At 64.3% G+C, this 26,057-nt stretch carries 17 protein-coding genes; 9 read left to right on the forward strand and 8 right to left on the reverse strand.

Features of this window, described 5'->3' with window-relative positions:
- Window positions 1–2 precede the first annotated feature (2 nt).
- From ACZ889_RS12510 to ACZ889_RS12540, 7 genes are all read left to right on the forward strand, one after another.
- The gene (locus tag ACZ889_RS12510) at window positions 3–1,055 is read left to right on the forward strand and encodes an AI-2E family transporter (protein WP_019750854.1); all 1,053 of its coding nucleotides are present in this window, start codon (window positions 3–5) and stop codon (window positions 1,053–1,055) included.
- 238 nt (window positions 1,056–1,293) lie between these two features.
- Complete coding sequence (gene kdpF, locus ACZ889_RS12515; protein ID WP_003251485.1) at window positions 1,294–1,383, forward strand: K(+)-transporting ATPase subunit F; 90 nt, start codon at window positions 1,294–1,296, stop codon at window positions 1,381–1,383.
- 9 nt (window positions 1,384–1,392) lie between these two features.
- On the forward strand, window positions 1,393–3,087 hold the full coding sequence (gene kdpA / locus ACZ889_RS12520; RefSeq protein WP_004576955.1) for a potassium-transporting ATPase subunit KdpA: 1,695 nt from the start codon (window positions 1,393–1,395) through the stop codon (window positions 3,085–3,087).
- Between the two features lie 9 nt (window positions 3,088–3,096).
- Complete coding sequence (gene kdpB, locus ACZ889_RS12525) at window positions 3,097–5,151, forward strand: potassium-transporting ATPase subunit KdpB (protein ID WP_144000331.1); 2,055 nt, start codon at window positions 3,097–3,099, stop codon at window positions 5,149–5,151.
- A gap of 10 nt (window positions 5,152–5,161) precedes the next feature.
- Window positions 5,162–5,719, forward strand: coding sequence for a potassium-transporting ATPase subunit KdpC (kdpC, locus tag ACZ889_RS12530; RefSeq protein ID WP_019750856.1), 558 nt, complete (start codon window positions 5,162–5,164; stop codon window positions 5,717–5,719).
- Window positions 5,720–5,868: 149 nt separating this feature from the next.
- Window positions 5,869–8,523: a sensor histidine kinase gene (locus ACZ889_RS12535; RefSeq protein ID WP_121783127.1), complete on the forward strand. Its 2,655-nt coding sequence runs from the start codon at window positions 5,869–5,871 to the stop codon at window positions 8,521–8,523.
- Window positions 8,520–9,215, forward strand: coding sequence for a response regulator (locus tag ACZ889_RS12540; protein WP_121783128.1), 696 nt, complete (start codon window positions 8,520–8,522; stop codon window positions 9,213–9,215). The genes ACZ889_RS12535 and ACZ889_RS12540 overlap by 4 nt, the downstream gene beginning before the upstream one ends.
- Window positions 9,216–9,271: 56 nt before the next feature.
- On the opposite strand, the gene ACZ889_RS12545 is transcribed toward ACZ889_RS12540, so the two are convergent.
- Window positions 9,272–10,177: a LysR family transcriptional regulator gene (locus ACZ889_RS12545; RefSeq protein ID WP_012051754.1), complete on the reverse strand. Its 906-nt coding sequence runs from the start codon at window positions 10,175–10,177 to the stop codon at window positions 9,272–9,274.
- A gap of 78 nt (window positions 10,178–10,255) precedes the next feature.
- Between ACZ889_RS12545 and ACZ889_RS12550 the strand changes: the two genes are divergently transcribed.
- A complete protein-coding gene (locus ACZ889_RS12550) occupies window positions 10,256–11,491 on the forward strand; it encodes a flavin monoamine oxidase family protein (protein ID WP_476257413.1) in 1,236 nt (411 codons plus the stop codon).
- 3 nt (window positions 11,492–11,494) lie between these two features.
- Here ACZ889_RS12550 and ACZ889_RS12555 read toward each other — a convergent pair whose 3' ends face one another.
- Window positions 11,495–14,425, reverse strand: a complete 2,931-nt coding sequence (locus ACZ889_RS12555) for an aminotransferase (protein WP_476257414.1) — start codon at window positions 14,423–14,425, stop codon at window positions 11,495–11,497.
- A gap of 191 nt (window positions 14,426–14,616) precedes the next feature.
- Between ACZ889_RS12555 and ACZ889_RS12560 the strand changes: the two genes are divergently transcribed.
- Window positions 14,617–16,806 carry a TonB-dependent receptor gene (locus ACZ889_RS12560; RefSeq protein WP_476257415.1) on the forward strand — a complete coding sequence of 730 codons (2,190 nt, stop codon included), beginning with the start codon at window positions 14,617–14,619 and terminating at the stop codon, window positions 16,804–16,806.
- Between the two features lie 123 nt (window positions 16,807–16,929).
- Here ACZ889_RS12560 and ACZ889_RS12565 read toward each other — a convergent pair whose 3' ends face one another.
- From ACZ889_RS12565 to ACZ889_RS12590, 6 genes are all read right to left on the reverse strand, one after another.
- Window positions 16,930–18,537, reverse strand: a complete 1,608-nt coding sequence (locus ACZ889_RS12565; protein WP_476257416.1) for an ABC transporter ATP-binding protein — start codon at window positions 18,535–18,537, stop codon at window positions 16,930–16,932.
- 1 nt (window position 18,538) lies between these two features.
- Entirely contained in the window at window positions 18,539–19,558 is a 1,020-nt protein-coding gene (locus tag ACZ889_RS12570) for an ABC transporter permease (protein ID WP_003251467.1), read from the reverse strand.
- 1 nt (window position 19,559) lies between these two features.
- Window positions 19,560–20,633: a microcin C ABC transporter permease YejB gene (locus tag ACZ889_RS12575; protein ID WP_003251466.1), complete on the reverse strand. Its 1,074-nt coding sequence runs from the start codon at window positions 20,631–20,633 to the stop codon at window positions 19,560–19,562.
- A 1-nt stretch (window position 20,634) separates the two neighbouring features.
- Window positions 20,635–22,470 carry an extracellular solute-binding protein gene (locus ACZ889_RS12580; protein ID WP_019750862.1) on the reverse strand — a complete coding sequence of 612 codons (1,836 nt, stop codon included), beginning with the start codon at window positions 22,468–22,470 and terminating at the stop codon, window positions 20,635–20,637.
- A complete protein-coding gene (locus ACZ889_RS12585; RefSeq protein ID WP_033726868.1) occupies window positions 22,467–24,296 on the reverse strand; it encodes an extracellular solute-binding protein in 1,830 nt (609 codons plus the stop codon). The genes ACZ889_RS12580 and ACZ889_RS12585 overlap by 4 nt, the downstream gene beginning before the upstream one ends.
- A gap of 268 nt (window positions 24,297–24,564) precedes the next feature.
- A complete protein-coding gene (locus tag ACZ889_RS12590) occupies window positions 24,565–25,995 on the reverse strand; it encodes a lytic transglycosylase domain-containing protein (protein WP_476257417.1) in 1,431 nt (476 codons plus the stop codon).
- Window positions 25,996–26,057 lie beyond the last annotated feature (62 nt).

Genomic DNA, 26,057 nt, shown 5'->3' on the forward strand with positions numbered 1-26,057 from the left:
TCATGGTTAACAATGATCGCCTGCTGGTCCAGATTCTGCTGGTGGCGTTGCTAGGTGCCGGCCTGTGGGTGATGGCACCGTTCATATCGGCATTGTTGTGGGGGGCCATCCTGGCCTTTGCCAGCTGGCCGTTGATGCGCTTCCTTACGCGCCTGCTGGGCGGTCGTGAGACGCTGGCAGCCGGCCTGCTGACCATGGCCTGGATCCTGATCGTGGCACTGCCGCTGGTGTGGCTGGGGTTCAACCTGGCCGATCACATTCGCGACGCTACGGCGTTTGTGCGTGACGTGCAGGTCGACGGCCTGCCCGATGCACCGGCCTGGTTGGGTGGCATTCCATTCGTTGGCGAGCGTCTGGTCAACGGTTGGCAATCGCTGGACCAGCAAGGCGCAGCCTTGCTTACCTCGATCAAGCCTTACTTTGGGCAGGTGGGCAACTGGTTGCTGGCGCGCAGCGCGCAGATCGGCAGCGGCGTGCTGGAACTGACCCTGAGCCTGGTGTTCGTGTTCTTCTTCTACCGCGACGGGCCACGTTTGGCGGCATTCGTGCTGCGCTTGCTGCACCGGCTGGTGGGCGAACGCGCCGAGTATTACCTGGACCTGGTAGCCGCTACCGTGCAGCGGGTGGTCAACGGGGTGATCGGCACGGCGGCCGCGCAGGCCCTGCTGGCGCTGATCGGCTTCCTGATCGCGGGGGTGCCTGGGGCGATCGTGCTGGGGTTGGTGACCTTCATGCTCAGCCTGATCCCCATGGGGCCGCCACTGGCCTGGATCCCGGCCACCGCTTGGCTGGTGTGGAAGGGCGAATACGGCATGGCGGTGTTCCTGGGCGTCTGGGGCACCTTCGTCATCAGCGGCGTGGACAACGTGCTCAAACCCTACCTGATCAGCCGTGGCGGCAACCTGCCGCTGGTGATCGTGCTGCTGGGCGTGTTCGGCGGCTTGCTTGCCTTTGGCTTCATTGGCCTGTTCATCGGGCCGACCTTGCTGGCGGTAGGCTACAGCCTGCTGCTGGACTGGAGCCGTAACGCGGCGCAGCAGCCGCCACAACAATAAGCCTGTAACGGCCCTTTTGCGGGTTTGCCCGCTTCCACAGCTACCACACAGGCCTTGAAGGCTGTGCAGTACCTGTGGGAGCGAGCGAGCCCGCGAAGAGGCTGTTACAGGCAAACTACAACGCTGATCTTTACGCATTCTTTATCCCCACCCCCATCCCCCGATCTCGCCCCTTTACGCCCCTCCCTCGGACAATTTCCCCAAAGCGGCCCAAGCCGTAACACGGGGAGAACCACACATGAACATGCTCGACGGGCTGTCACTGCTGCTGGCAGTGGCATTGGCGTTTTATCTGCTGGTGGCGCTGCTGCGCGCCGATCGCAGCTAGGGAGCGGCCATGCACAGTTACGATTTCGCCTTGCTCCTGGCATTCTTTGCCATCGTGCTGCTACCAGCACCCTGGCTCGGGCGGTTCTACTTCAAGGTCATGGAAGGCCAGCGTACCTGGCTGACGCCTGTGCTGGGGCCGGTCGAGCAGGGCTGTTACCGGCTGGCGGGTGTGAACGCCAGCCAGGAGCAGAACTGGCGGCAATACACCCTGGCCCTGCTGGCGTTCAACCTGGTCGGCTTCCTGCTGCTGTTTGCCGTGCTGCTGTTACAGGGCTACCTGCCACTCAACCCTCAGCACCTGCCTGGCCAGGAATGGTCGCTGGCGTTCAACACCGCCGTCAGTTTCGTTACCAACACCAACTGGCAGGCCTACAGCGGTGAGGCGTCGGTCAGCTACCTGAGCCAGATGCTTGGCCTGACCGTGCAGAACTTTGTCAGCCCTGCCACCGGCCTGGCCGTGCTGGTTGCCCTGTGCCGCGGTATCGCCCGGCGCAGCGCGACGACGCTGGGCAACTTCTGGGTCGACATGACCCGTGCCACCCTCTACGGCCTGCTGCCGCTGTGCTTGCTGCTGGCGCTGTTGCTGGTGTGGCAGGGCGTACCGCAGACCTTTGCCGACTACGCCCACGCGCTGACCTTGCAAGGTGCCGACCAGACCATTCCGCTGGGGCCGGCCGCCAGCCAGATCGCCATCAAGCAATTGGGTACCAATGGCGGTGGCTTCTTCGGCGTCAACTCGGCGCACCCGTTCGAAAACCCAACGGCCTGGAGCAACCTGTTCGAGGTGGCATCGATCATCCTCATTCCGGTGGCGTTGGTGTTCACCTTCGGTCACTACGTGAAGGACCTGCGTCAGAGCCGCGCCATCCTCGCCTGCATGCTTGCCCTGTTCCTGATCGGCGGTAGCACGGCGCTGTGGTCCGAGCACCAGCCAAACCCGGCCCTGGAAAGCACGCAGGTGCAGCAGACCGCCCCCCTGGAGGGCAAGGAAAGCCGCTTCGGCACCACCGGTTCGGTGCTGTGGACGGTCACCACCACCGCCGCCTCCAACGGTTCGGTCAACGCCATGCACGACAGCCTGAACCCGCTGACCGGTATGGTGGCGATGGTCAACATGATGGTCGGCGAGGTGATATTCGGCGGCGTCGGCGCGGGCCTCTACGGCATGCTGCTGTTCGTCCTTATCGCGGTGTTCCTGGCCGGGCTGATGATTGGCCGTACCCCGGAATACCTGGGCAAGAAGCTGCAGGCCCGTGAAGTGCAGCTTCTGGTGGCAACCCTGCTGGTGATGCCGGTCGGCGTGCTGGTACTTGGCGCCATCGCCGCCAGCCTGCCCGGCCCGGCCGGGGCGGTCACCAACCCGGGGGCGCATGGTTTCAGCCAGTTGCTGTACGCCTATACCTCGGGCTCGGCCAACAACGGCTCGGCCTTTGCCGGGTTTGGCGCCAACACCGTGTACCACAACCTGATGATCGGCCTGGCCATGCTCATCGGCCGCTTCGGCTACATCCTGCCGATACTGGCGTTGGCCGGCAGCCTGGCGGCGAAAAAAAGCGCGCCGCTGGGGCAGAACAGCTTCCCGACTCACGGCCCGCTGTTCACCGGCTTGCTGCTGGTGACCATCCTGCTTGTCGGTGGCCTGACCTTCCTGCCGACCCTGGCCCTTGGGCCAATCGCCGAACACCTTAGCCTGGGTTTTTGAGGACCGATCATGAACATGCCCATTCCTGAAGTGAATAGCCGGCACAATGCCAAGGACCAGACCCGCTTCGCCGCGCTGTGGCGCCCGGCGCTGGTGCAGGCGTTCGTCAAGCTCGACCCGCGTCAGCTCAAGCGCTCCCCGGTAATGCTGGTGGTGGCCCTGACCGCGGTGCTGACCACCGTGCTGTGTTTTGCCCCCGGCGGCGGCGTGAGCACCGGCGTTGCGGTGCAGATTGCCCTGTGGCTGTGGTTCACCGTGTTGTTCGCCAACTTCGCCGAGGCGTTGGCCGAGGGCCGTGGCAAGGCCCGCGCCGACAGCCTCAAGGCCGGCAGCCAGGGCCTGACCGCCCAGCGTCGTCTGCGTGATGGCAGCTACGAGACGGTAGCTGCCAGCGCGCTGCGCAAGGACGACGTGGTACGCGTGGTCGCCGGCGAAATGATCCCCGGCGACGGCGAGGTGATTGAAGGCATTGCGGCCGTCAACGAGGCCGCCATTACCGGCGAGTCCGCGCCGGTAATACGCGAATCAGGTGGCGACCGCTCGGCGGTGACCGGCAATACGCGGCTGGTCTCCGACTGGCTGCTTGTCCGCATCACCAGCAACCCGGGCGAGTCGACCCTGGACCGCATGATCGCCCTGGTTGAAGGGGCCAAGCGGCAGAAGACCCCGAACGAAATCGCCCTCGACATCCTGCTGATCGGCCTGACCCTGATTTTCCTGATCGTGGTGGTGACCTTGCAGCCGTTCGCCCACTTCGTGGGTGGCAGCCTGCCGCTGATCTTCCTGGCCGCGCTGCTGGTGACGCTGATCCCGACCACCATCGGCGGCCTGCTGTCGGCCATCGGTATCGCCGGCATGGACAGGCTGGTACGGCTGAATGTCATTGCCCGCTCGGGCCGCGCCGTCGAGGCCGCCGGGGACGTGCATACGCTGATGCTCGACAAGACCGGCACCATCACCTTCGGTAACCGCCGCTGCAGCGCACTGCATGCTGCACCGGGCATTACCGCCAAGGAACTGGGGGAGGGCGCCTTGCTGGCCTCGCTGGCCGACGACACCGCCGAGGGCAAGTCGATTGTCGAATACCTGCGCCAGTTGCACGACTTCGTCGACCCGCCTGCCGGGCAGTTCGAAGCGGTGGCTTTCAGTGCCGAGACACGCCTGTCGGGTATCGACTTCGAGCAGCACCGCTACCGCAAGGGCGCCGTCGATGCGGTGCTGGCCTTCGTCGGTATGCAACGCCTGGAAATGCCGGCGGCGCTGGCCCGTGAAGTCGAACGCATCGCGCAGAGTGGTGGCACCCCGTTGCTGGTGTGCGTCGACAAGCGCTTGCTGGGTGTGATCCACCTCAAGGACGTGGTCAAGCCTGGTATCCGCGAGCGCTTCGCCGAGCTGCGCAAGCTGGGCATTCGCACGGTCATGGTAACCGGCGACAACCCTTTGACTGCGGCTGCCATCGCCGCCGAAGCGGGGGTCGATGACGTGCTGGCCGAGGCCACGCCCGAGAAGAAGCTGGCGCGCATTCGCCAGGAGCAGAATGAAGGCCGCCTGGTTGCCATGTGTGGCGACGGTGCCAACGACGCCCCGGCACTGGCCCAGGCTGACGTAGGCATGGCCATGAACGACGGCACTCAGGCTGCGCGGGAGGCCGCCAACATGGTCGACCTGGACAGCGACCCGACCAAGCTGCTGGACGTAGTCCAGGTCGGCAAGGAGCTGCTGGTCACCCGCGGTGCGTTGACAACGTTCTCCATTGCCAACGACGTGGCCAAGTACTTCGCCATCCTGCCGGCGTTGTTCGCTGCCATCTACCCGCAACTGGGTGTGCTCAACCTGATGCAACTGGCCAGCCCGCAGAGCGCCATCCTGTCGGCGATCGTGTTCAACGCGCTGATCATCATCGTGCTGATCCCGCTGGCGCTGCGTGGGGTGCGCGTGCAGGCGGCCAGTGCGGCGCACCTGTTGCGGCGCAACCTGCTGATCTACGGGCTGGGCGGCATTGTGGTGCCGTTTGCCGGGATCAAGCTGATCGACCTGCTGCTCAACGCCCTGAACCTGGTCTGAGGAGGCCGCCATGACTGCTTATCTACGCCCGGCATTGAGCCTGGCTTTGTTGATGACCCTGGTGACGGGCGCCCTGTATCCGCTGGCGGTGACCGGTATTGCCCAAGTCGCTTTCCCGAACCAGGCCAACGGTAGCCTGGTACGTGATGCGCAAGGCCAGGTGCGGGGTTCGGCATTGATCGCCCAGGACTTCCAGGGCGATGGCTGGTTCCACTCGCGGCCCTCGGCAGGTGCCTACGCGACCGTGGCCAGCGGCGCCAGCAACCTGTCGCCGAGCAACCCGGCGCTGGCTGAGCGGGTAAAGGGCGATGCGGCTGCGTTGTATCAGGCGCAGCAGGGGCCAGTGCCGCAGGCGCTGCTGACCACCTCGGGCAGCGGCCTGGACCCGCACCTGCCACCGGAGGCCTTGGCCTATCAGATCCCGCGGGTGGCGGCGGCACGGCAGCTGCCGGTCGAGCGCTTGCAAGCCTTGCTGGAACAGGCCACCCTCCACCCATTGATCGGCCCGCCGGTGGTCAACGTGCTGGCGTTGAACCAGGCCTTGGAAAAGCTCGCCATTGTCAGGTAATCGAAGCGCTGGCAGGAAGCCTGTAGGAGCGGGTTCACCCGCGAATGCGGTGGTGGTGCCACTGACGTATTCGCGGGTAAACCCGCTCCTACACGTTAAGGGGGCTTTCCCTGAAGTGGCCGACTGCTGGAAAAAGCAAAGGATGAAACATGAGTGACTCCGCCCGCGCCGATGCGCTGTTGGCCAACCTCCCACGCACCGGTCGGGGCCGGCTGAAGGTGTTCCTCGGCGCTGCCCCCGGCGTCGGCAAGACCTTCGCCATGCTCCAGGCTGCTCACGCCCAGCAACGCCAGGGCGTGCAGGTGTTGGCCGGGGTGGTCGAAACCCATGGCCGCGCCGAAACCGAAGCGTTGCTCGGAGGGCTGCATCAGCAGCCCTTGCTGCGCAGCCAGTACCGTGGCGTCACCCTCGAGGAAATGGACCTTGACGGCCTGCTGCGTGCCGCGCCGGCGTTGGCCCTGGTGGACGAACTGGCCCACACGAACGCCCCCGGCAGCCGCCACGCCAAACGCTGGCAGGACGTGCAAGAACTCTTGGCCGCAGGCATCGACGTGTACACCACGGTCAACGTCCAGCACCTGGAAAGCCTCAACGACAAGGTCCGTGACATTACCGGCGTGCAAGTGCGCGAGACCCTGCCGGACTGGGTGCTGCAGGAGGCGTTCGAGCTGGTGCTGATCGACCTGCCTCCGCGAGAGCTGCTCGAACGCCTGCGTGAAGGCAAGGTGTACGTGCCCGAGCAGGCTCGGGCGGCCATCGATGCGTATTTTTCGCAAACCAACCTCACCGCCCTGCGCGAGCTGGCCATGCAGACCGCCGCTGCTCAGGTCGATGCCGACCTGGCCCACGGCTATCGTCAGCGCGGCCAGGAGGCGCCGGCCTTGCGCGGCCGGTTGCTGGTGGGCATAGACGGTGACGACCAGGCCGAACGCCTGGTGCGCCATGCCAGCCGCGTGGCCCAGCGCCGCCACCTGCCCTGGAGCCTGGTGCATGTGGACAACGGCCGCCTGCGTGACGAAACCGCACGGCATCGTTTGCAAGCCGCGCAGCAACTGGCCGAGCGACTGGGCGGGGAGGTGGTGCTGCTGCGTGCTGGCGAAGTGGCCCGCACGCTGATCCAGCATGCTGTCGAGCGGCGGGCCAGCCTGGTGCTGGTCGGGCAATCCCGCAACCGCCTGCGTCGGCGTTTGTTCGGCGCGGGTGTGGCGGCGCGGCTGCTGCGCGAAAGCCGTGGCCTGGAAATCAACGTGCTGGACCGCGACGTGCAGCCGCCAGCGCCGCGTTCAGCCGTGCGGCGGGTGTGGGTGTGGCGTCATTACCTGCTGGCGCTGCTGGCCACCGTGATGGCTGCGGGTCTGGCCTGGGCGGTGTCCAGTGTGCTGGCGCTGCCCAATATCTCGCTGGTGTTCCTGGCGGCGGTGTTGCTGGTCGCAGTGCGCAGTAGCCTGGGACCTGCGCTGGCTTGCGCCGCGCTGTCGTTCCTGGCCTATGACTTCCTGTTCATACCGCCCAACTTCTCGTTCACCATCCAGCGCGAAGAAGACGTGCTGACCCTGGTGTTCTTTCTGTTGATGGCTGCGCTCACCGGCAACCTGGCCGCGCGCCAGCGTCGCCAGTTGCAGGCGCTGCGCGAGACCCAGGCGCAGACCAGCCAGTTGCTCGACCTGTCTCGCCGGTTGACGGTAGCCACCGACCGCCAAGCCATATTCAAGGCTGCCGGCCAGCACCTGGACGGCTGGCAGGACACCCAGGTGTGCTTGCTGGAGCGCAACGCCGAAGGCCAGTTGCAAGTGGCCAGCGGGGAAGCCTGCACCTTCAGCGACACCGAACGGGCGGCTGCCGATTGGGCCTGGCAGCACGGGCAGGCCGCCGGCCACGGCAGCGATACCCTGCCTAATGGCCGCTGGTGGTGGTGGCCATTGGCGGTGGACGATCAGCCGCTGGCGCTGCTGGGCGTGCGCCCGCGCAACGGGCAGCCGCTCAGCGACCCACGGCGGCGCCTGCTCACCGCCCTGGGCCAGCCCCTGGCCCAGGCCCTGGCCCGCGCACGCCTGGCCGAACAGCTGGAAGCCGCACGCCTGCACGGCGAAACCGAGCAACTGCGCAGCGCCCTGCTGGCTTCCGTATCCCATGACTTGCGCACGCCGTTGACCGCCATGCGTGGCAGCATCGACAGCCTGCTGGCGTTGGGCGACGCGATCCCGGCCGAAGACCGTCGCGAGCTGCTGGAGGGCACCCGCAACGAGGCCGAACGCCTCGATCGCTACATCCAGAACCTGCTGGACATGACCCGCCTGGGCCATGGCGGCCTCAAGCTGGCCCGCGACTGGGTGGCCCCGGCGGATATCGTCGGCAGTGCGCTCAACCGCCTGCGGGTGGTGCTGGCGCCGCTGCGTGTGCACACGGACGTGCCGGCCGAGCTGCCATTGCTGTTCGTGCATGCGGCGTTGATCGAGCAGGCACTGGTCAACGTGCTGGAAAACGCCGCACGCTTTTCGCCGGTCAATGGTCGGCTTGAGCTGCAGGTGGCCGTGCATGACGACCAGCTGCGCTTGACCGTCAGCGACCAGGGCCCCGGCATTCCCGTAGCCGACCGCGAGAAAATCTTCGACATGTTCTACACCGCCGCCCGTGGCGATCGCGGCGGGCAGGGTACCGGGCTGGGCCTGGCGATCTGCCAGGGCATGATCGGTGCCCATGGCGGGCAGATTCTGGTGGGCGAAGGCATTGATGGCCAAGGCACCAGCATCACTCTATGCTTGCCGCTGCCTCCTCAACCTGAAGCCGAAAGCGAAACCCCATGAGCCACTCCGCCACCCTGTTGGTCATCGACGATGAACCGCAGATCCGCAAGTTCCTGCGTATCAGCCTGGCCTCGCAAGGCTACAAGGTGCTGGAGGCCGCCACCGGTGCCGAAGGGTTGGCCCAGGCGGCACTGGGCAAGCCGGACCTGGTGGTGCTCGACCTGGGGCTGCCGGACATGGACGGCCAGCAGGTACTGCGTGAGTTGCGCGAATGGAGTGCAGTGCCGGTGATGGTGTTGTCGGTGCGTGCCAGTGAAGTGCAGAAGGTCGATGCGCTGGATGGTGGCGCCAATGACTATGTGACCAAGCCGTTTGGTATCCAGGAGTTTCTCGCGCGCGTGCGGGCGTTGCTGCGCCAGGTGCCACAAGCCGGCGGCTCGGAAGTGGCGGCCAGCTTTGGGCCGCTGACGGTGGATTTTGCCTTCCGCCGGGTGACGCTCGAGGGTGTGGAGGTGGCATTGACACGCAAGGAGTATGCTTTGCTGGCGCTATTGGCCGGGCACCCTGGGCGGGTGATTACCCAGCAGCAGTTGCTCAAGGATATCTGGGGGCCGACCCATGCGGAGGATACCCACTACCTGCGCATCGTGGTCGGGCATCTGCGACAGAAGCTGGGCGATGACCCCACGGCGCCGCGGTTCATCATTACCGAGGCGGGGGTTGGCTACAGGTTGGTAGCGCCGACAGCATAACCCGCAGCCCAAAGGGCTGGGCGAACGCCTGCAGGGCCTGGACGCGCGCAAGGGGGTCAGGCCCTGGGTGGCTCCTTCTCGAACAACTGGCGCATGACTTCCAGGTAGCGTCGCGCGCCCAGGCCCAACGGGCGCGACTTGATCCAGATGATGTCTACCCACAAGCGCAGGCGGCTGGCCATGTTGTCGAAGCGCACCTCGGCCAGTGCGCCCGAGGCAATCAGCGGTTCGACCAATGGCTGCGGCAGGTAGGCCCAGCCCAGCCCGGACTGCACCAGGTCCAGCGTGGCCAAGTAGCTGTCGGTCAGCCAGATGCGCCGGGATAGCACCATGCGCGGGTCCGATCCGGTGGCCTTGCCCGAAGCCACGATGATCTGCCGTTGTTCGGCAAAGGCCTCTTCAGGCAATGGCGTACCGCTGTTCTGCCCGGCTGGATGGCGTGGTGAGGCAACGGCCACCAGCAGTTGGCTGCCGGCTTCGAGGAAGGATTCGCGCTCATCGATGCCGGGCCGTTCGAACACCAATGCCAATTGCACACTGCCGTCATGCAGCAGGCGAATGGCTTCGGTCTGGGTGGCCGAACGTACCTCGACTTCCAGGCTGGGAAATGCCTGGGCGAGGATTTCCAGCGGCTGGCTCCAGCGGCCGGTCTGCAACTCGGGCGCCATGGCGATGGTCAGGCGCTTTTCCAGGCCTTTGTGCAATTGCAGGGCCTGGGCATCCAGCAGGTTGAGTTGGCAGATGACCTGCCTGGCCTGGGGCTCCAGCGCCAGGGCGGCGTTGGTGGGCAAGGCTTTGCGCGTGGCCCGGTCGAACAGGGGCAGGTCCAGTTCCGCTTCCAGTTGGGCGATTGCCATGCTCACGGCTGAAGGCACACGGCCCAGCTTGCGGGCGGCGGCGGAGAACGAGCCGGCATCGAGCACCGCGAGGAAAATCGCCAGGGAGTCGCTGGTAAAGGCCATTGTCAGTAAACCTGATGATGATCATCTTTTATGGCTAAAAATTATGAACATTAATGCACCTGCAGGACAGCCCCCTCAATGGAGAAAAGCGTGCACAGACCAACCGCGTGGCATGTCACCCACTGGAGCTGCGACCCATTCAGCCTCGGTGCCTACAGTGCCTTGCTGTCTGGAGGGTCGCCGTTGCATCGAAGCGCCCTGGGCCAAGTGCTGCATGGGCGCTTGGTCATCGCTGGAGAAGCTTGTAATGCCAGCGCTCCGGCAATGACTCATGGTGCGTGGAATGATGGGCTGCGTGCCGCCGAGGCAGCCGTGAGTGCCGGTGCGAGCAAGGTGATCGTGATCGGTGCGGGGTGTGCAGGCCTGGCTGCCGCTCAACGCTTGCGGGAAAGGGGGGTCGATTGCACGGTGCTGGAGGCGCGTGGGCGAACGGGTGGGCGCACGCACACTGTCGAGTTGGGCGGCGTGAAAGCAGATGAAGGTGCGGCATGGCTTCAGCATTTCGCCGAGAACCCATTGGCCGCTGTTGCACTTCAGCATGGCTTGGTTTGCGTCGAGACCGATTTCAGTTGCCCGCTTGCAGCAGCACGCGGCGGGGCGGTGCCGGATATCGACGCCGCCTGGGATGCCTTGACCAGGCGTCTCGATCGGCAACAACCTTTGTCTGAGGCGATCGGTGGCTACATGGCCACACTCGACCCCGCGCTCGCGCGTGCCACGCAGTTCGCCATCGACGCCAACCTTGTACTGGAAGCGTGTTTGCCCGTCGAGCAACTGTCGGTCTGTGCCTTGGATGAAGAGGGGGTCGGGCATGGTGATCGTATGCTGCCAGGCGGCTACAGCGAGCTTGTCGGCTTGCTGTCGAAGCACCTGGATATCCGCCTGAACAGTCCTGTCACCCACATCGACTGGTCGAGCGCGCGCGTCAAGGTAAATGAAGAGGTGTGCGACTTCTGCATTTGCACAGTCCCGGTGGGTGTTCTGAAAACGTTGCACTTTACCCCTGCGTTACCTGAAACCCAGCAGGGAGCGCTGGCGCATCTGGGGATGGGCAAGCTGGAGAAAGTGATTCTGCAGTTCGATGAGCGATGGTGGCCGTGCTCACCCTCAGGCTACCTGCGCTGGTACGACGTACCCGCCACCTGGGGGGAATGGCTGGACCTGACCGATGCTGTCGGCAAGCCCACCATTGCCGGGCTGATTGCCGCCGATGCGATCGAGCGGCAGTTCACCGGGCGCACCGATGAACAGGTGGCCATGGCCGCGTGTGAGGCATTACAGGCGTGGGCCGCAGCTGTCGGGCCCACGCCTTGACACTTACAGGCCTTCGCCCAGCACCCGGTCAATGCTGTCGACAAAGTAATCCACGCTGGCCCGGCTGGTGCACATCGGTGGCTTGATCTTGAGGATGTTCAGGTAGTCGCCGGTCGGCTGCATGAAGATGCCCAGGTCACGCAGGCGATTGCACAGCATCATGGTTTCTTCGGTGGCCGGCTCCAGGGTGGTGCGGTCGCGCACCAGTTCCAGCCCCAGGTAGAAGCCCGAGCCATGTGCCGCGCCGGCCAGCGGGTGCTTGTCGACCAGCGCCTGCAGGCGTGCCTTGAAGTAGCGCCCGGTGTCACGGGCGTTGTCCCACAGGCCTTCCTCGTGCATGACATCCAGCACCGCCATGCCGATGCGGCAACTGACCGGGCTGCCACCGGCCGAGGAGAAGAAGTAGCCCTCGGCCTCCAGCGCCTCGGCGATTTCGCGACGGGTGATGACCACGCCCAGTGGCTGGCCGTTACCCATGCCCTTGGCCATGGTAATGATGTCCGGCACCACGCCCTGTTCCTCGAAGCCCCAGAAGTACTCGCCCAGGCGGCCATAACCCACCTGCACTTCGTCGGCGATGCACACCCCGCCGCGGGCGCGGACCTTGGCATAGGCTGCGCGCAGGTAGCCTGCGGGCAGCGAGATACCGCCGGCATTGCCGTACACCGGTTCGCAGATGATGCCCGCCAGCTGACGGCCACGGGCGTCGAGGTCAGCCAGCTTGGCGTCGACGTCTTGCAGGTAGTCGGCGGCGCTGTCGGCCCCGCGGAAGCGGCCGCGGAAGGTGTTCGGTGCTTCGACCGGGTGAACCCAGTCCGGGCGGGTTTCCAGGGCTTGCGGGTTGTCGGCGATCGACGTGGAGATGGCATCGGTGGCCACCGACCAGCCGTGGTAGGCCTCCAGCACACTGAGCAGATCGCGCCCGCCACTGTAGGCCCAGGCCAGGCGAATCGCCAGGTCGTTGGCCTCGGTGCCGCTGTTGACCATGAACACCCGGTCGAAACCTTCGGGGGCCAGGTCCAGCAGGCGCTCGGAGAATTCGGTGATTGCTGCGTAATGGAAGCGCGAGTTGGTGTTCAGCAGCGACCACTGCCGCGCCGACTCGGCAACCATGCGTGGATGGCCATGGCCCAGCACTGCGACGTTGTTGAGCATGTCCAGGTAGGAACGGCCCTGCATGTCGATCAGGTAGTTGCGCCAGCCACGCTCAATGTGCGGCGGTTGCGTGTAGTAGTGCTTCTGCGAGCGGGCGAAGCTGGCGTCGCGGCGGGCCAGCAGGGCTTGTGGATCGGGTAGTGGCTCGGCATCGCAATCGAAGCCCAGCAGGGCGGCCGGTGACGGGCACAGGGCCAGCCAGGCGGCGGCTTGTGACGGCGTGGCGAAGCGCGGCGGCTGGATGCCATTGTCCAGGCATACCTGCACGCTGAGGAAGCCGCAGCTGCTGCCCAGGGCCTGGCCTTTTTCCACGGCCTGGCCGTCTGCCGGTGCGTCTTCCAGGCCTTGCAGCCACAAAGCCCAATGCGGGGTGCGCAGGCAGCCCCGGCCGTCGCCGCGGTGCTGCCAGGTGCCGGCTGCCGGCGCTTGCACCGGGCTGCCGTTGGGCACATGCAGCTCGACGCCAAGGGCGCAGGTGGCGGGCTCTTCGGGGCGATCGATATGGGTTTGCGACAGGCGGTACTGCCCGTGCAGGCTGCAGGCCGGGGCGGGGTGCAGGGTTAATAGACGTTGGTCGAAGCCGGGTTGCTCCCAGTTGCCCGCTTCACAATGCTCGCTGAGCACGCCGAGGTCTACGCGCGTCACCGGTTGCCCCGCAAGTTCGGGCAGCAGCGGCGCGCAGCCGGTCAGGTCTGGCGTGGCGGGCTGCAGGCCGGCAGCTTGCAGGATGGCCGCTTGCATTAGCGCGAAAGGCACGGCGGTGGCGGTGTCGAAGATTTCCCACTCATGGGCGACGTTGTCGCGGGTGTACTGGTTGCCCGGGTCCACGGCCAGTTGCTGCGCACTGCTCAGCACCAGCACTGCCGCGCGGTTCAGTACCAGAGGCCACAACGCACGCAGCTCGGCGTCGGTCAGCGGGTTGAGCGCCTGGTAGGCGCTGATCGCCGGCAGGATCCGCAGCGGGTCGCCTTCGGCGTGATGCAGCAGCGCCGCGCAGGTCACCGACAGGTCGGCGATGCGCCACGTGCGCAGCAGGTCGCCGAAGTCGATCACTCCTTGCAACTGCCACTGGCGCTCGCCATCACGGGCCCAGACGGTGTTGTCGTCGGTAATGTCCAGGTGCACGGCCTGGCTTGGCAGCCGATCAACCAGCGGTGCGAGGTGTTCGTCGGCGACGCGGGTGGCGTGTTCGATGCGGACGCGTTGCTCGGTGTTGTGCAGGACGGGCAGCAGATGCTGGATCAACGCCTGGGCGTGTTGCGGGTCCCACTGCAGGGTGCGCGCAAGGCCGGGGTGGTCGAAATCGGCCAGGGCGCTGTCGAGCCGCGCGCACAGCCTGCCCATTTCGGCCATCACCTGCGCTGGCATGTGCTTGAGACGCGTCAACGGTTGACCGTCAATGTAGTCGAGCAGGCGTACCCGCAGCGGTTGGCCATCAACCTCCACGGCCAGCAAGTTTTCGCCGCTGTGCGCCGCATGTACTGCGGGCACCGACAGGCCGTGCTCACGCAGGTAGGCGAGGGCGGCATGCTGCGCCTCCAGCTCCACCTTTGCGTAGCTGCCATGACAGGCCTTGAGCACGAACTGCCCTCCAGCCGTGTTGACCCGGAAGTTCAGGTCCTGCTGACTGCCCAATGCCGACAACCCACCGGCAACGCCGTAGTGCATCTGCAGCAAGGCATGCGCCTGGGCTTCGCTGAGCGTGGGGCCTGGCAGGCCGGCGCGCTGGATCAGCTGCTCGAGGGCAGGGGAGACGTTTTTTTGTTGTTGACTGGGCATGAGCTCTACCGTTGGAGCAGGGGTGACAGCAGCGACTGTATGCCCGATCTGGCTGATGATGAAAGACGATCGTGATCAGAAATCCTGATAAATGGCAGCCCTTTGCCACGTACCTGGGTTGATGTTTGTTTTTGGTAAGCATTACCATTTACATTTAGTTTCACTTCCTCAGCGCTGTCAGGAATTTACCAATGCCTTCCCGTATTCCCTCACGCCCCGCATTACTGGCGATCTGCTGTTCCGTAACTCTGATGGCGCAGGCTGCCGAGCCGATCCAGCTGGAGGCGACCGATGTCAGCGCCGATGCCTTGAAAGCGCGGCCCGACGCGTTACCGGACGAGTTTGCCGGAGGCCAGGTTGCCCGTGGCGGGCGAATGGGCGTGCTGGGTAACCAGGACTACATGGATGTGCCGTTTACCATGACCAGTTATACCGCCAAGGTGATCGAGGACCAGCAGGCGGAGGATATCGGTGACGTCTTGGCCAACGATCCTTCGGTGCGTGAATCATTCGGCTTCGGCAACCAGTCCAAGGTGTTCGTGATCCGTGGTTTGCCGTTGGCTGGCGACGATATTTCATTCAATGGCCTGTACGGCATCTTGCCGCGACAGATCATGTCCACCGACGGCGTCGAGCGGGTCGAAGTGTTCAAGGGGCCCAATGCCTTCCTCAATGGCGTAAGCCCGACTGGCACCGGCCTGGGCGGCAACGTCAACCTGCAGCCTAAGCGCGCCGGCGATGAGCCGACCCGCCGCTACACCCAGGACATCAGCGCTGATGGCCGCATTGGCGAGCACCTGGATATCGGCCAGCGCTTCGGTGAGGACAACCGCTTCGGCGCGCGCCTGAACCTCAGCCAGCGTGAAGGTGAAACCGCCGTCGACGACCAGGACCAGCGCACCAAGCTGTTCACCGCTGGCCTGGACTACCGCGGCGACAACTTCCGCATGTCGGCTGATATCGGCTACCAGAAACAGCGCATCAACCACCTGCGCAATTCGGTGCGCCTGGGCAGCACCGCGACCAAAGCCCCGACCGCACCGGATGCCAGTCACAACTATGGCCAGAACTGGAGTTACAGTGAGTCGGAAGATACCTTCGGCATGGTGCGTGGCGAATGGGACCTGAGTGACAACTGGACCGCCTACCTCGCCGGCGGCGCCCGTCACACGCGCGAGCAGGGTACCTACGGCACGCCGGTACTGGTCGGCAACAGCGGCGCAGCGACGATGACCGCTTCGGACATCGTGCACGGCGAAGACAACACCAGCTTCAGTACCGGCCTGAATGGGCGGCTGCAGACCGGGCCGATCAGCCACCAGATCGCCGTGGGAGCCAATACCATGTGGACCCAGGCGGAAAACGCCTACATCTTCTATTCGCCAATCAACACCAACATTTACGACACCGTGCAGCAGGCCAAGCCGGGCACGGTCACCAGCACGGGTGGCGACATGGGTGACCCTGGTGTCACCGGCAAGACTCGCGCGCGGAGCATCGCGATTTCCGACACCATTGGCGTCTTCGATGACCGCCTGTTGCTGACTTACGGCTTGCGACGGCAGCAACTGCGGGTGGAAAGCTACACCTACGATGGCACTGTTTCCCAAGGGCAGCCCAACCTGGCGAATGACGGAAGCCGCAAAGGCGACCCATACGAGGAGTCCATCACCACACCGGTCTATGGCATCGTTTTCAAGGCCACCGACAGCATTTCCTTGTATGCCAACCGCATCGAAGGCCTGGCGCAGGGGCCGACGGCGCCAGCCAATGTGTCGAACGCCAGCGAGATGTTCCCGCCAGGCCGCACCAAGCAGCTTGAGGCTGGTATCAAGTTCGACCGACAGACCTTTGGTGCGAACCTGGCCGTGTTCCGTATCGAGAAGCCTTCGGACGGCTACACCTTGAACAACGTCTTCGTTCGCGACGGCGAGCAGGTCAACAAAGGCCTGGAGTTGAGTCTGTTCGGCGAGCCGGTCCAGGGCTTGCGCCTGATGGCCGGCGGCACGCGCATGACCTCGGAGCAGAAAAACACCGCCAACGGCAGCAACGATGGCAACCATGCCATCGGCGTGCCGACGTTCCAGCTCAATGCCAGCGTCGACTGGGACGTGCCCGGCGTGTCGGGTCTGGCGCTGAATGCGAGGATGCTGCGCACCGGTGGCCAGTTCGTCGATGCGGCGAACAATGTCAGTCTGCCGACCTGGAACCGTTTCGATGCCGGTGCTCGCTACAAGTTGAAGGTAGCGGAGAAAGACCTGACCTTGCGGGTGAATGTGGAGAACCTGACCGACAAGAACTACTGGGCTTCGGCTAACGGCGGTTACCTGACCCAGGGTGACCCGCGACTGGTGAAGTTCTCCGGGACCATTGATTTCTGATAAGCCGGGCGTACGTAATCTCCAGGTGTTCTATGCCCGATTGCGTCAGGGCACCTGCCTTGGGTTTTGCGGTGTTGCGTAGATCGAGCGCCGCAAGAATCAAGGCGAACACACGCCCTTCTCCTACAAATTCCCAACCTCCAGAAACGCCGCCTCCAGCAACTGCCGCGTATAGGGATGCTGTGGCGCATGGAAGATTGCCTGCGCGTCCCCTTGCTCTACCACATGCCCATGCTTGATCACCATCAATTGATGGCTCAACGCCTTGACCACTGCCAGGTCATGGCTGATGAACAAGTAGGTCAGGTTGTACTTCTGCTGCAGATTACGCAGCAGCTCGACCACTTGCCGCTGCACGGTACGGTCCAGCGCCGAGGTGGGCTCATCCAGCAGAATCAGCGCCGGCTTCAGCACCAGCGCCCGGGCAATCGCTATGCGCTGGCGCTGGCCACCCGAAAACTCATGCGGGTAGCGATGCCGCGTGCGCGGGTCCAGCCCCACTTCCTCCAGCGCCGCGATGATCGCCGCTTCCTGTTCCTGCGCGGTGCCAATGCCGTGAATGCGCAGCCCTTCACCGACAATGTCCGCCACGCACATGCGCGGGCTCAGGCTGCCAAACGGGTCCTGGAACACCACCTGCATTTCCCGCCGCAGGGGGCGCACGGCTTTCTGGTTAAGCCCTTGGAGGTTCTGCCCATGAAAGCGAATGCCGCCTTGGCTGGAAATCAGCCGCAAGATGGCCAGGCCCAATGTGGACTTGCCCGACCCGGATTCGCCAACAATGCCCAGCGTCTGGCCCTGGGGCAAGCTGAAGTTGACCCCGTCCACCGCCTTCACATGGTCGACCGTGCGCTGCAGAAAGCCCTTCTTGATCGGGAACCAGACCTTGAGGTCATCCACCTCCAGCAATGGCGCACCCACCGGGTTGTGTGCCGGCAGCCCACTGGGCTCGGCATTGATCAGCATCTGTGTGTAGTGATGCTGTGGCGAGCTGAACAGCGTGGCGCATTCGGCTTGCTCGACAATTTGCCCACGCTGCATCACGCACACGCGGTGAGCGATGCGGCGCACCAGGTTCAGGTCATGGCTGATCAGCAACAGGGCCATGCCCATACGCGCCTGCAATTCCTTGAGCAGCTCGAGAATCTTCAGCTGCACGGTCACATCCAGCGCCGTGGTTGGCTCGTCGGCAATCAGCAGCTCGGGCTCGTTGGCCAGCGCCATGGCGATCATTACCCGCTGGCGCTGGCCGCCCGACAATTCGTGGGGCAGGGCCTTGAGGCGCTTGCGCGGCTCTGGAATGCCGACCATATCCAGCAACTCCAGGGTGCGCGCAGTCGCTTCCTTGCCCGTCAGGCCCTTGTGCAGCAGGAGGATTTCGTTGATCTGCTTTTCGATGCAATGCAGCGGGTTGAGCGAGGTCATCGGCTCCTGGAAGATCATCGCAATGCGGTTGCCGCGAATGCGCTGCAGGGTCTTCTCGCTCTGCTGCAGCAGGTCCTTGCCTTCGTAGCGAATGCTGCCGCTGGGGTGCCGGGCCAGGGGATAGGGCAGCAGGCGCAGGATCGAGTGCGCGGTGACCGATTTGCCCGAGCCACTTTCGCCCACAAGGGCCAGTGTCTCGCCTTTGCGAATATCGAAGCTGACGCCGTCCACCACCCGGTTGACCTGGTCCCCGGTCACGAACTCCACGGCCAGGTCCCGCACTTCGATCAGGTTCTGTTCACTCATGTCACTTCCTCGGGTCGAAGGCGTCGCGGGCGGATTCGCCGATGAACACCAGCAGGCTCAGCATCAGCGCCAGCACGGCAAAGGCGCTGATGCCCAGCCATGGCGCTTGCAGGTTGGACTTGCCCTGCGCCACCAGTTCGCCCAGCGAGGGCGAACCGGCGGGCAGGCCGAAGCCGAGGAAGTCCAGGGCGGTGAGGGTGCCGATGGCGCCGGTGAGGATGAACGGCATGAAGGTCATGGTCGAGATCATCGCGTTGGGCAGGATGTGCCGGTACATGATTGCGCCGTTGCGCATGCCAAGGGCGCGTGCGGCGCGCACGTATTCCAGGTTGCGCCCGCGCAGGAACTCGGCGCGTACCACATCCACCAGGCTCATCCACGAGAACAGCAACATGATGCCCAGCAGCCACCAGAAGTTGGGTTGCACGAAGCTGGCCAGGATGATCAGCAGGTACAACACAGGCAGGCCGGACCAGATTTCCAGAAAGCGTTGCCCGGCCAGGTCGACCCAGCCACCGTAGAACCCCTGCAGGGCGCCTGCGATGACGCCGATAATGGAGCTGGCCACGGTCAAGGTGAGGGCAAACAGAACCGAAATGCGGAAGCCGTAGATCACCCGCGCCAGCACGTCGCGGCCCTGGTCGTCGGTGCCCAGCCAGTTGTCCGCCGAAGGTGGGGCGGGGGCGGGGACGCGCAGGTCATAGTTGATGCTCTGGTAGCTGAACGGAATGGGCGCCCACAGCACGAAGCTGTCTTTCTTCGCCAGCAGTTCGCGGATGTAGGGGCTCTTGTAGTTGGCTTCCAGCGGGAATTCCCCGCCGAAGGTGGTTTCCGGGTAGCGCTTGAACGCCGGGAAGTACCATTGGCCGTCGTAACGTACGGCGATCGGTTTGTCGTTGGCGATCAGTTCGGCGCCCAGGCTCAGCCCGAACAGAATCAGGAACAGCCACAGCGACCACCAGCCACGGCGGTTGGCCTTGAAGCGCTCGAAGCGCCGGCGGTTGAGGGGGGACAAGGCCATGTCAGTGCTCCCGGCTGGCAAAGTCGATGCGCGGATCGACCAAGGTGTAGGTCAGGTCGCCGATCAGTTTCACCACCAGCCCTAGCAGGGTGAAGATGAACAGGGTGCCGAAGACCACCGGGTAGTCGCGGTTGATGGCCGCTTCGAAACTCATCAGCCCCAGGCCGTCGAGGCTGAAGATCACCTCGATCAGCAAGGAGCCTGTGAAGAAGATGCCGATGAACGCCGAAGGGAAACCGGCGATCACCAGCAGCATGGCGTTGCGGAACACATGACCGTACAGCACCCGTGATCGGCTCAGGCCCTTGGCTTTGGCGGTGACCACGTATTGTTTGTTGATCTCGTCGAGGAAGCTGTTCTTGGTCAGCAGGGTCATGGTGGCGAAGTTGCCGATGACCAGCGCGGTGATCGGCAGCACCAAGTGCCAGAAGTAGTCCAGCACCTTGCCGGTGGTGCTCAGTTCGTCGAAGTTGTTGGAGGTGAGGCCACGCAGGGGGAACCAGTCGAAGTAGCTGCCACCGGCGAACAGCACGATCAGCAGGATGGCGAACAGGAACGCCGGGATGGCGTAGCCGACGATGATCGCCGAGCTGGTCCACACGTCGAAGTGGCTGCCGTGGCGCACGGCCTTGGCGATCCCCAGCGGGATCGACACCAGGTACATGATCAGCGTGCTCCACAGCCCCAGCGAGATCGAAACCGGCATCTTCTCGGCGATCAGGTCGATCACCTTGGCGTCGCGGAAGAAGCTGTCGCCGAAGTCCAGCCGGGCGTAGTTCTTGACCATGATCCACAGGCGCTCGGGCGGCGACTTGTCGAAGCCATACATGCGCTCGATTTCAGCGATCAGGGCCGGGTCCAGGCCCTGGGCGCCGCGGTAGTTGGAGCCGGCCACGGAAACCTCGGCGCCGCCACCTGCAATGCGGCTGGTGGCGCCTTCGAAGCCTTCGAGCTTGGCGATCATTTGCTCGACCGGGCCACCGGGGGCGGCCTGGACGATGATGAAGTTGATGATGAGGATGCCGAACAGGGTCGGAATGATCAGCAGCAGGCGGCGCAGGATGTAGGCCAGCATCTTAATTGGCCTCGTCCGCAGGCGCTTCGCTGACCGCCGGGGTTACACCGGGCTTGATCCACCAGGTGTCGATGCCGATGTCGTACTTGGGCGACACGCTCGGGTGGCCGATGTGGTTCCAGTAGGCCACACGCCAGGTCTTGATGTGCCAGTTGGGTATCACGTAGTAGCCCCACAGCAACACGCGGTCGAGGGCGCGGCAGTGGTCGATCAGGCTCTGGCGCGAGTCGGCGTTGATCAACTGGTCCACCAGTTGGTCGATGGCCGGGTCGCGCAGGCCGATGAAGTTGCGGCTGCCGGGGTTGTCGGCGGCGGCGCTGGACCAGAACTCGCGCTGCTCGTTGCCTGGCGAGTTGGATTGCGGGTAGCCGCCAACGATCATGTCGTAGTCACGCGAGCGCAGGCGGGTGATGTACTGCGAAACGTCGACGCGGCGAATGTTCAGCTCGATACCGAGGTCGGCAAGGTTGCGCTTGAACGGCAGCAGAATGCGTTCAAACTCGGTCTGCGCCAGCAGGAACTCGATGCTTGCCGGCTTGCCTTGGGCGTCGACCATCTTGTCGTCGACGATTTTCCAGCCGGCTTCCTGCAACAGCTTGTAGGCCTGGCGCTGTTGCTCGCGGATCATGCCGCTGCCGTCACTGACCGGGTTGTGGAAGACCTCGGTAAATACTTGCTCGGGCACTTTGCCGCGCAGTGGTTCGAGGATTTTCAGCTCGTTGGGGCTGGGTAGGCCGTGGGCGGCCATTTCCGAGTTGTCGAAGTAGCTGCCGGTACGGGTGTAGGCGCCGTTGAACAGCTGCTTGTTGGTCCACTCGTAGTCCAGCAGCAGGCTCAGGGCCTGGCGCACACGCACATCCTGGAACACCGGGCGGCGGATGTTGAAGATGAAGCCCTGCATGCCAGTGGGGTTGCCATTGGGCAGCTCTTCCTTGATCAGGCGACCTTCGCGCACGGCGGGCACGTTGTAAGCGGTGGCCCAGTTCTTTGCACTGACTTCCAGGCCATAGTCGAATGCCCCGGCCTTGAGGGCCTCCAGGGCGACGGTGGTGTCGCGGTAGGCGTCGAAGGTCATGACATCGAAGTTGTAGAAGCCACGGTTGATGGGCAGGTCCTTGGCCCAGTAATCCTTGACCCGTTCGTAGCGCACCGAGCGCCCGGCCTTGACCTCGGCGACCTTGTACGGGCCGCTGCCCAACGGGATTTCCAGGTTGCCGCGGTTGAACTCGCGGTTTTCGTACCAGTGCTTGGGCAGTACCGGCAGCTGGCCGAGAATCAATGGCAGCTCGCGGTTGTTCTTGTGCTTGAACTTGAACAGCACCTTGAGTGGATCTTCGGCGACCACTTCGGCGACGTCGGCGTAGTACTGGCGGTACAGCGGGGCGCCGTCCTTGATCAGGGCGTTGAACGTGAACACCACGTCGTCGGCGCGCATCGGATGGCCGTCATGGAAGCGCGCTTCGGGGCGCAGGTAGAAGCGTACCCAGCTGTTGTCCGGGGCCTTTTCGATCTTGCCGGCCACCAGGCCGTATTCGGTGAACGGTTCATCCTGGCTCTGGCGCATCAGGGTGTCATAGATAATGCCGATGTTCTCGGCCGCCACGCCTTTGTTGATGAACGGGTTGAGGCTGTCGAAGCCGCCGAAGCTGGACTGGCGGAAGGTGCCGCCCTTGGGCGCATCCGGGTTGACGTAGTCGAAGTGCTTGAAGTCGGCGGGGTACTTGGGTGGCTCGTCGTAAAGGGTGAGCGCGTGCTGCGGTGCGGCCAGCGCGGGAAGGCTCAGGCAGGCGAGCAACAGGCTGCCTGCCAGCCGGCGCAGACGGTGCGTTGGCGTCATTGGGCTTTCTCCGAAGTCTTGATCCACCAGCTGTTCAGCCCAAGGGTGTAGGGCGGCGTGGTGACGAAGGCGAACCGGTTGCGGTAGGCCAGGCGATGGTTGTCGAGGTACCAGTTGGGGATCATGTAGTAGTGCCATGAGAGCACGCGGTCCAGGGCGCGGGCAGCGGCGATCTGGTCATCGCGGGTGCGGGCGGCGAGCAGGGTGTCGAGCAGGTGGTCGACCACCGGGTCCTTGACCCCAGCATAGTTCTTGCTGCCCTTTGTCGCGGCCTGGCTGGAATGGAAGTACAGCCACTGTTCGAGGCCGGGGCTGAGGGTCTGGTTCAGGGTCATCAGAATCATGTCGAAATCGAACTGGTCCAAGCGTTGTTTGTACTGAGCGCGGTCCACGGTGCGCAAGCGCGCATCGATGCCGATGCTGGACAGATTTTCGACATAAGGTTGCAGGATGCGTTCAAGGTTGGGGTTTACCAGCAGCAGCTCCATGCGCAATTGCTGGCCCTTGCTGTCGACCAGACGCTGGCCGTGCAGCTTCCAGCCGGCCTCGGCGAGCAGGCCCAGGGCCTGGCGCAGGGTTTGGCGGCTGATACCCCGGCCATCGGTGTGGCTGACCTTGTACGGTTCGCTGAACAGCTTGGCCGGCAACTGGTCACGGAATGGCGCCAGCAGCAGCCACTCCTTGCCGGTGGGCAGGCCGCTGGCGGCGAATTCGCTGTTGGGGTAGTAGCTGGTCGAGCGGCGGTAGGCGCTGCTGAACAGCGCGCGGTTGGTCCACTCGAAGTCCAGCATCAGCCCCAGCGCCTGGCGTACCCGCGGGTCGCTGAACGCGGCCCGGCGGCTGTTCATGAACAGGCCCTGTGTTTGCGTGGGAATGCTGTGCGGGATTTGTGCCTTGATCACTTCACCGCGGCGCACGGCAGGGAAGTTGTAACCGTTGGCCCAGTTTTTTGCCTGGTGCTCGATATAGATGTCGAACTCGCCGGCCTTGAAGGCTTCGAAGGCCACCGTCGCGTCTCGATAGAACTCGTATTCGACCCGATTGAAATTGTACTTGCCACGGTTGACCGCCAGGTCTTTGCCCCAGTAGTTCTTCACCCGTTCAAACACCAGGCGTCGTCCGGGTTGTACCTGGGTGATGCGGTAGGGGCCGCTGCCCAAGGGGGGCTCGAAGGTGGTGGCCTTGAAGTCGCGCTTCTGCCAGTAGTGTTTGGGCAGCACCGGCATTTCGCCCAGACGCAGGATCAGCAGCGGGTTGCCGGCGCGTTTGAACACGAAGCGGATGCGCAGCGGGCCGAGGATGTCTACCCGCTGCACTTCCTGCAGGTTGGTGCGGTAGATCGGGTGGCCATCCTTGAGCAGCGTGCGGTACGAGAAGGCCACGTCAGCCGAGGTGATGGGCTGGCCGTCATGCCAGCGGGCTTCGGGGCGCAGGTTGAACACCACCCAGCTGCGGTCCTCGCTGTACTCCACCGAGCGGGCGATCAGGCCGTAGCTGGAGGTTGGCTCGTCACCGGACGGGTCGTACTGGCCCGTGCCGACCATCAGTGGCTCGTTCAGCTCGCTGATGCCGTACTGCTGGAAATTGGGCGTGGTAATCGGGCTCGACCCTTTGAAGGTGTAGGGGTTGAGCGTGTCGAAGGTACCAAAAGCCATGGCCCGCAACGTGCCGCCCTTGGGCGCTTGCGGGTTGACCCAGTCGAAGTGGGTGAAGGTGGCCGGGTACTTGAGCGTGCCGAACTGCGCGTATCCGTGGCTTTCGCTCACCATCGCGGCTGCGGGAAAGCTCAAGGCCAGGCTGAGTGACAGCAGGAGGGGACGTATCAAATCGGCATCCGATCCAGAGGCGTTGGGCTTTGATCGAGTACAGTAACAGCTTGGTGGCGTTGGAAAAAGAGAGGCGTTGAAGGCGCAGCCCGCAAGCGGACGCAACAGGTGCCACGGTACCTGTGGGAGCGGCCTTGTGTCGCGAAAGGGCTGCGCAGCAGCCCCGGCAGTTCATGCTGAAAAATTGAAATCCTGGGGGCCGCTTCGCGCCCCTGTCGTGACACAAGGCCGCTCCCCACAAGGCCGCGTAAGGGCCCTGGTTACCGGATCAATGCCCGAGGTAGACGGTCAGGGTCTGGCCTGGCTTGAGGGCGTGGCCGCTGCGTGGGTTCCAGCGCTTGAGGTGCTTCATTTCCACATTGAAACGCTTGGCTACCAGGTACAGGGAATCACCCTTGCGGACCTTGTATTGCGTGGAGCGCTTCCCGGAGGCGGCAACCCGGTTACCGGCGGCGCTTGGCGAACTGCCACCACGCAGGGCCAGCACCTGGCCAGCGCGCAGACTGTTGCCGGACAAGCGGTTCCAGCGCTTGATGTCCTTGACCGACACACGGTTGACCTTGGCGATGGCGCTCAGGTTATCGCCACGCTTGACCCGGTAGCTACGCGCCCCCACCGGTGCCTTGGCTTCGGCCACAGCCCGGGCAAACGCTGCTTTCGGCGGTTGCAGGCTGACCAGTTGCTCCGGGTTGAGGTTGGACAGGCTGGCACTGAGCAACTGCGCCTTGGCGGTGGGCACCAGCAGCTGTTTCGGGCCATCGACGGTCATGCGCTTCTTGAATGCCGGGTTGAGCTGGATCAGCTCGTCCTCGTCGATGTTGGCAAAGGCCGCGACCCGGGTAAGGTCCAGGCGGTCATTGATCGCCACCGCTTCGAAGTACGGTTCGTTGGCGATCGGGGTGAGATTGACACCATAGGCTTCTGGCGTGGACACCACCTGCGACAGTGCCAGCAACTTGGGTACGTAGTCGCGGGTTTCCTGTGGCAGCGGCAGGTTCCAGTAGTCGGTCGGCAGGCCGAGCCTTTCGTTGCGCTCGATGGCTCGGCTGACGGTGCCTTCGCCGGCATTGTAGGCCGCCAGGGCCAACAGCCAGTCGCCGTTGAACATGTCGTGCAGGCGGGTCAGGTAGTCCAGCGCGGCGTTGGTCGACGCGGTGACATCGCGGCGGCCGTCATAGAAGTTGGTCTGGCGCAGGTTGAAGTGGCGACCGGTAGCCGGCATGAACTGCCACATGCCGGCAGCGCTGGCGCGTGAGTAGGCCATGGGGTTGTAGGCGCTTTCGATGGCTGGCAGCAGGGCCAGTTCCAGCGGCATGTCGCGTTCTTCAAGGCGCTCGACGATGTAGTGCAGGTAGAGGCTGCCACGTTCCCCGGCGCTTTCGATGAAGGTCGGGTTGCTGGCGAACCACAAGCGCTGCTGCTCGATGCGCGGGTTGACGTCGATGCTGTCCTGCAGGGCGAAGCCCTGGCGCATGCGCTCCCAGACATCCTGCGGCGCCTGCTCGGCCGGCTTGACCAGCAGCGGGGAAGGCTTGTGCTTGATCCGCGCCTGGTAGTTGTGCGCGCGAACGCTATCGGATTCGTCGAGCTGACGGGTGCTCTGGCAGCCCACCAAGGTGGCGGCCAGGGCCAGCGCACTGATTTGGGCCAGGCGCGTCAGGGCGACGGAATGAGAGGTTCTGCGGCTACGGGAAGACATCGGCTGATACAGGTATCCGGGCGAAAAAGTTCGGCGATTCTAGAAACCGCTCCGGGCCTGGT

This window comes from Pseudomonas sp. TE3895 (assembly GCF_056278855.1).

Bases quoted from the DNA above. Each gene is read 5' to 3' on its own strand.
- ACZ889_RS12510 (WP_019750854.1), top strand. From the start codon at position 3: ATGGTTAACAATGATCGCCTGCTGGTCCAGATTCTGCTGGTGGCGTTG.
- kdpF (WP_003251485.1), top strand. From the start codon at position 1,294: ATGAACATGCTCGACGGGCTGTCACTGCTGCTGGCAGTGGCATTGGCG.
- kdpA (WP_004576955.1), top strand. From the start codon at position 1,393: ATGCACAGTTACGATTTCGCCTTGCTCCTGGCATTCTTTGCCATCGTG.
- kdpB (WP_144000331.1), top strand. From the start codon at position 3,097: ATGAACATGCCCATTCCTGAAGTGAATAGCCGGCACAATGCCAAGGAC.
- kdpC (WP_019750856.1), top strand. From the start codon at position 5,162: ATGACTGCTTATCTACGCCCGGCATTGAGCCTGGCTTTGTTGATGACC.
- ACZ889_RS12535 (WP_121783127.1), top strand. From the start codon at position 5,869: ATGAGTGACTCCGCCCGCGCCGATGCGCTGTTGGCCAACCTCCCACGC.
- ACZ889_RS12540 (WP_121783128.1), top strand. From the start codon at position 8,520: ATGAGCCACTCCGCCACCCTGTTGGTCATCGACGATGAACCGCAGATC.
- ACZ889_RS12545 (WP_012051754.1), bottom strand. From the start codon at position 10,177: ATGGCCTTTACCAGCGACTCCCTGGCGATTTTCCTCGCGGTGCTCGAT.
- ACZ889_RS12550 (WP_476257413.1), top strand. From the start codon at position 10,256: ATGGAGAAAAGCGTGCACAGACCAACCGCGTGGCATGTCACCCACTGG.
- ACZ889_RS12555 (WP_476257414.1), bottom strand. From the start codon at position 14,425: ATGCCCAGTCAACAACAAAAAAACGTCTCCCCTGCCCTCGAGCAGCTG.
- ACZ889_RS12560 (WP_476257415.1), top strand. From the start codon at position 14,617: ATGCCTTCCCGTATTCCCTCACGCCCCGCATTACTGGCGATCTGCTGT.
- ACZ889_RS12565 (WP_476257416.1), bottom strand. From the start codon at position 18,537: ATGAGTGAACAGAACCTGATCGAAGTGCGGGACCTGGCCGTGGAGTTC.
- ACZ889_RS12570 (WP_003251467.1), bottom strand. From the start codon at position 19,558: ATGGCCTTGTCCCCCCTCAACCGCCGGCGCTTCGAGCGCTTCAAGGCC.
- ACZ889_RS12575 (WP_003251466.1), bottom strand. From the start codon at position 20,633: ATGCTGGCCTACATCCTGCGCCGCCTGCTGCTGATCATTCCGACCCTG.
- ACZ889_RS12580 (WP_019750862.1), bottom strand. From the start codon at position 22,470: ATGACGCCAACGCACCGTCTGCGCCGGCTGGCAGGCAGCCTGTTGCTC.
- ACZ889_RS12590 (WP_476257417.1), bottom strand. From the start codon at position 25,995: ATGTCTTCCCGTAGCCGCAGAACCTCTCATTCCGTCGCCCTGACGCGC.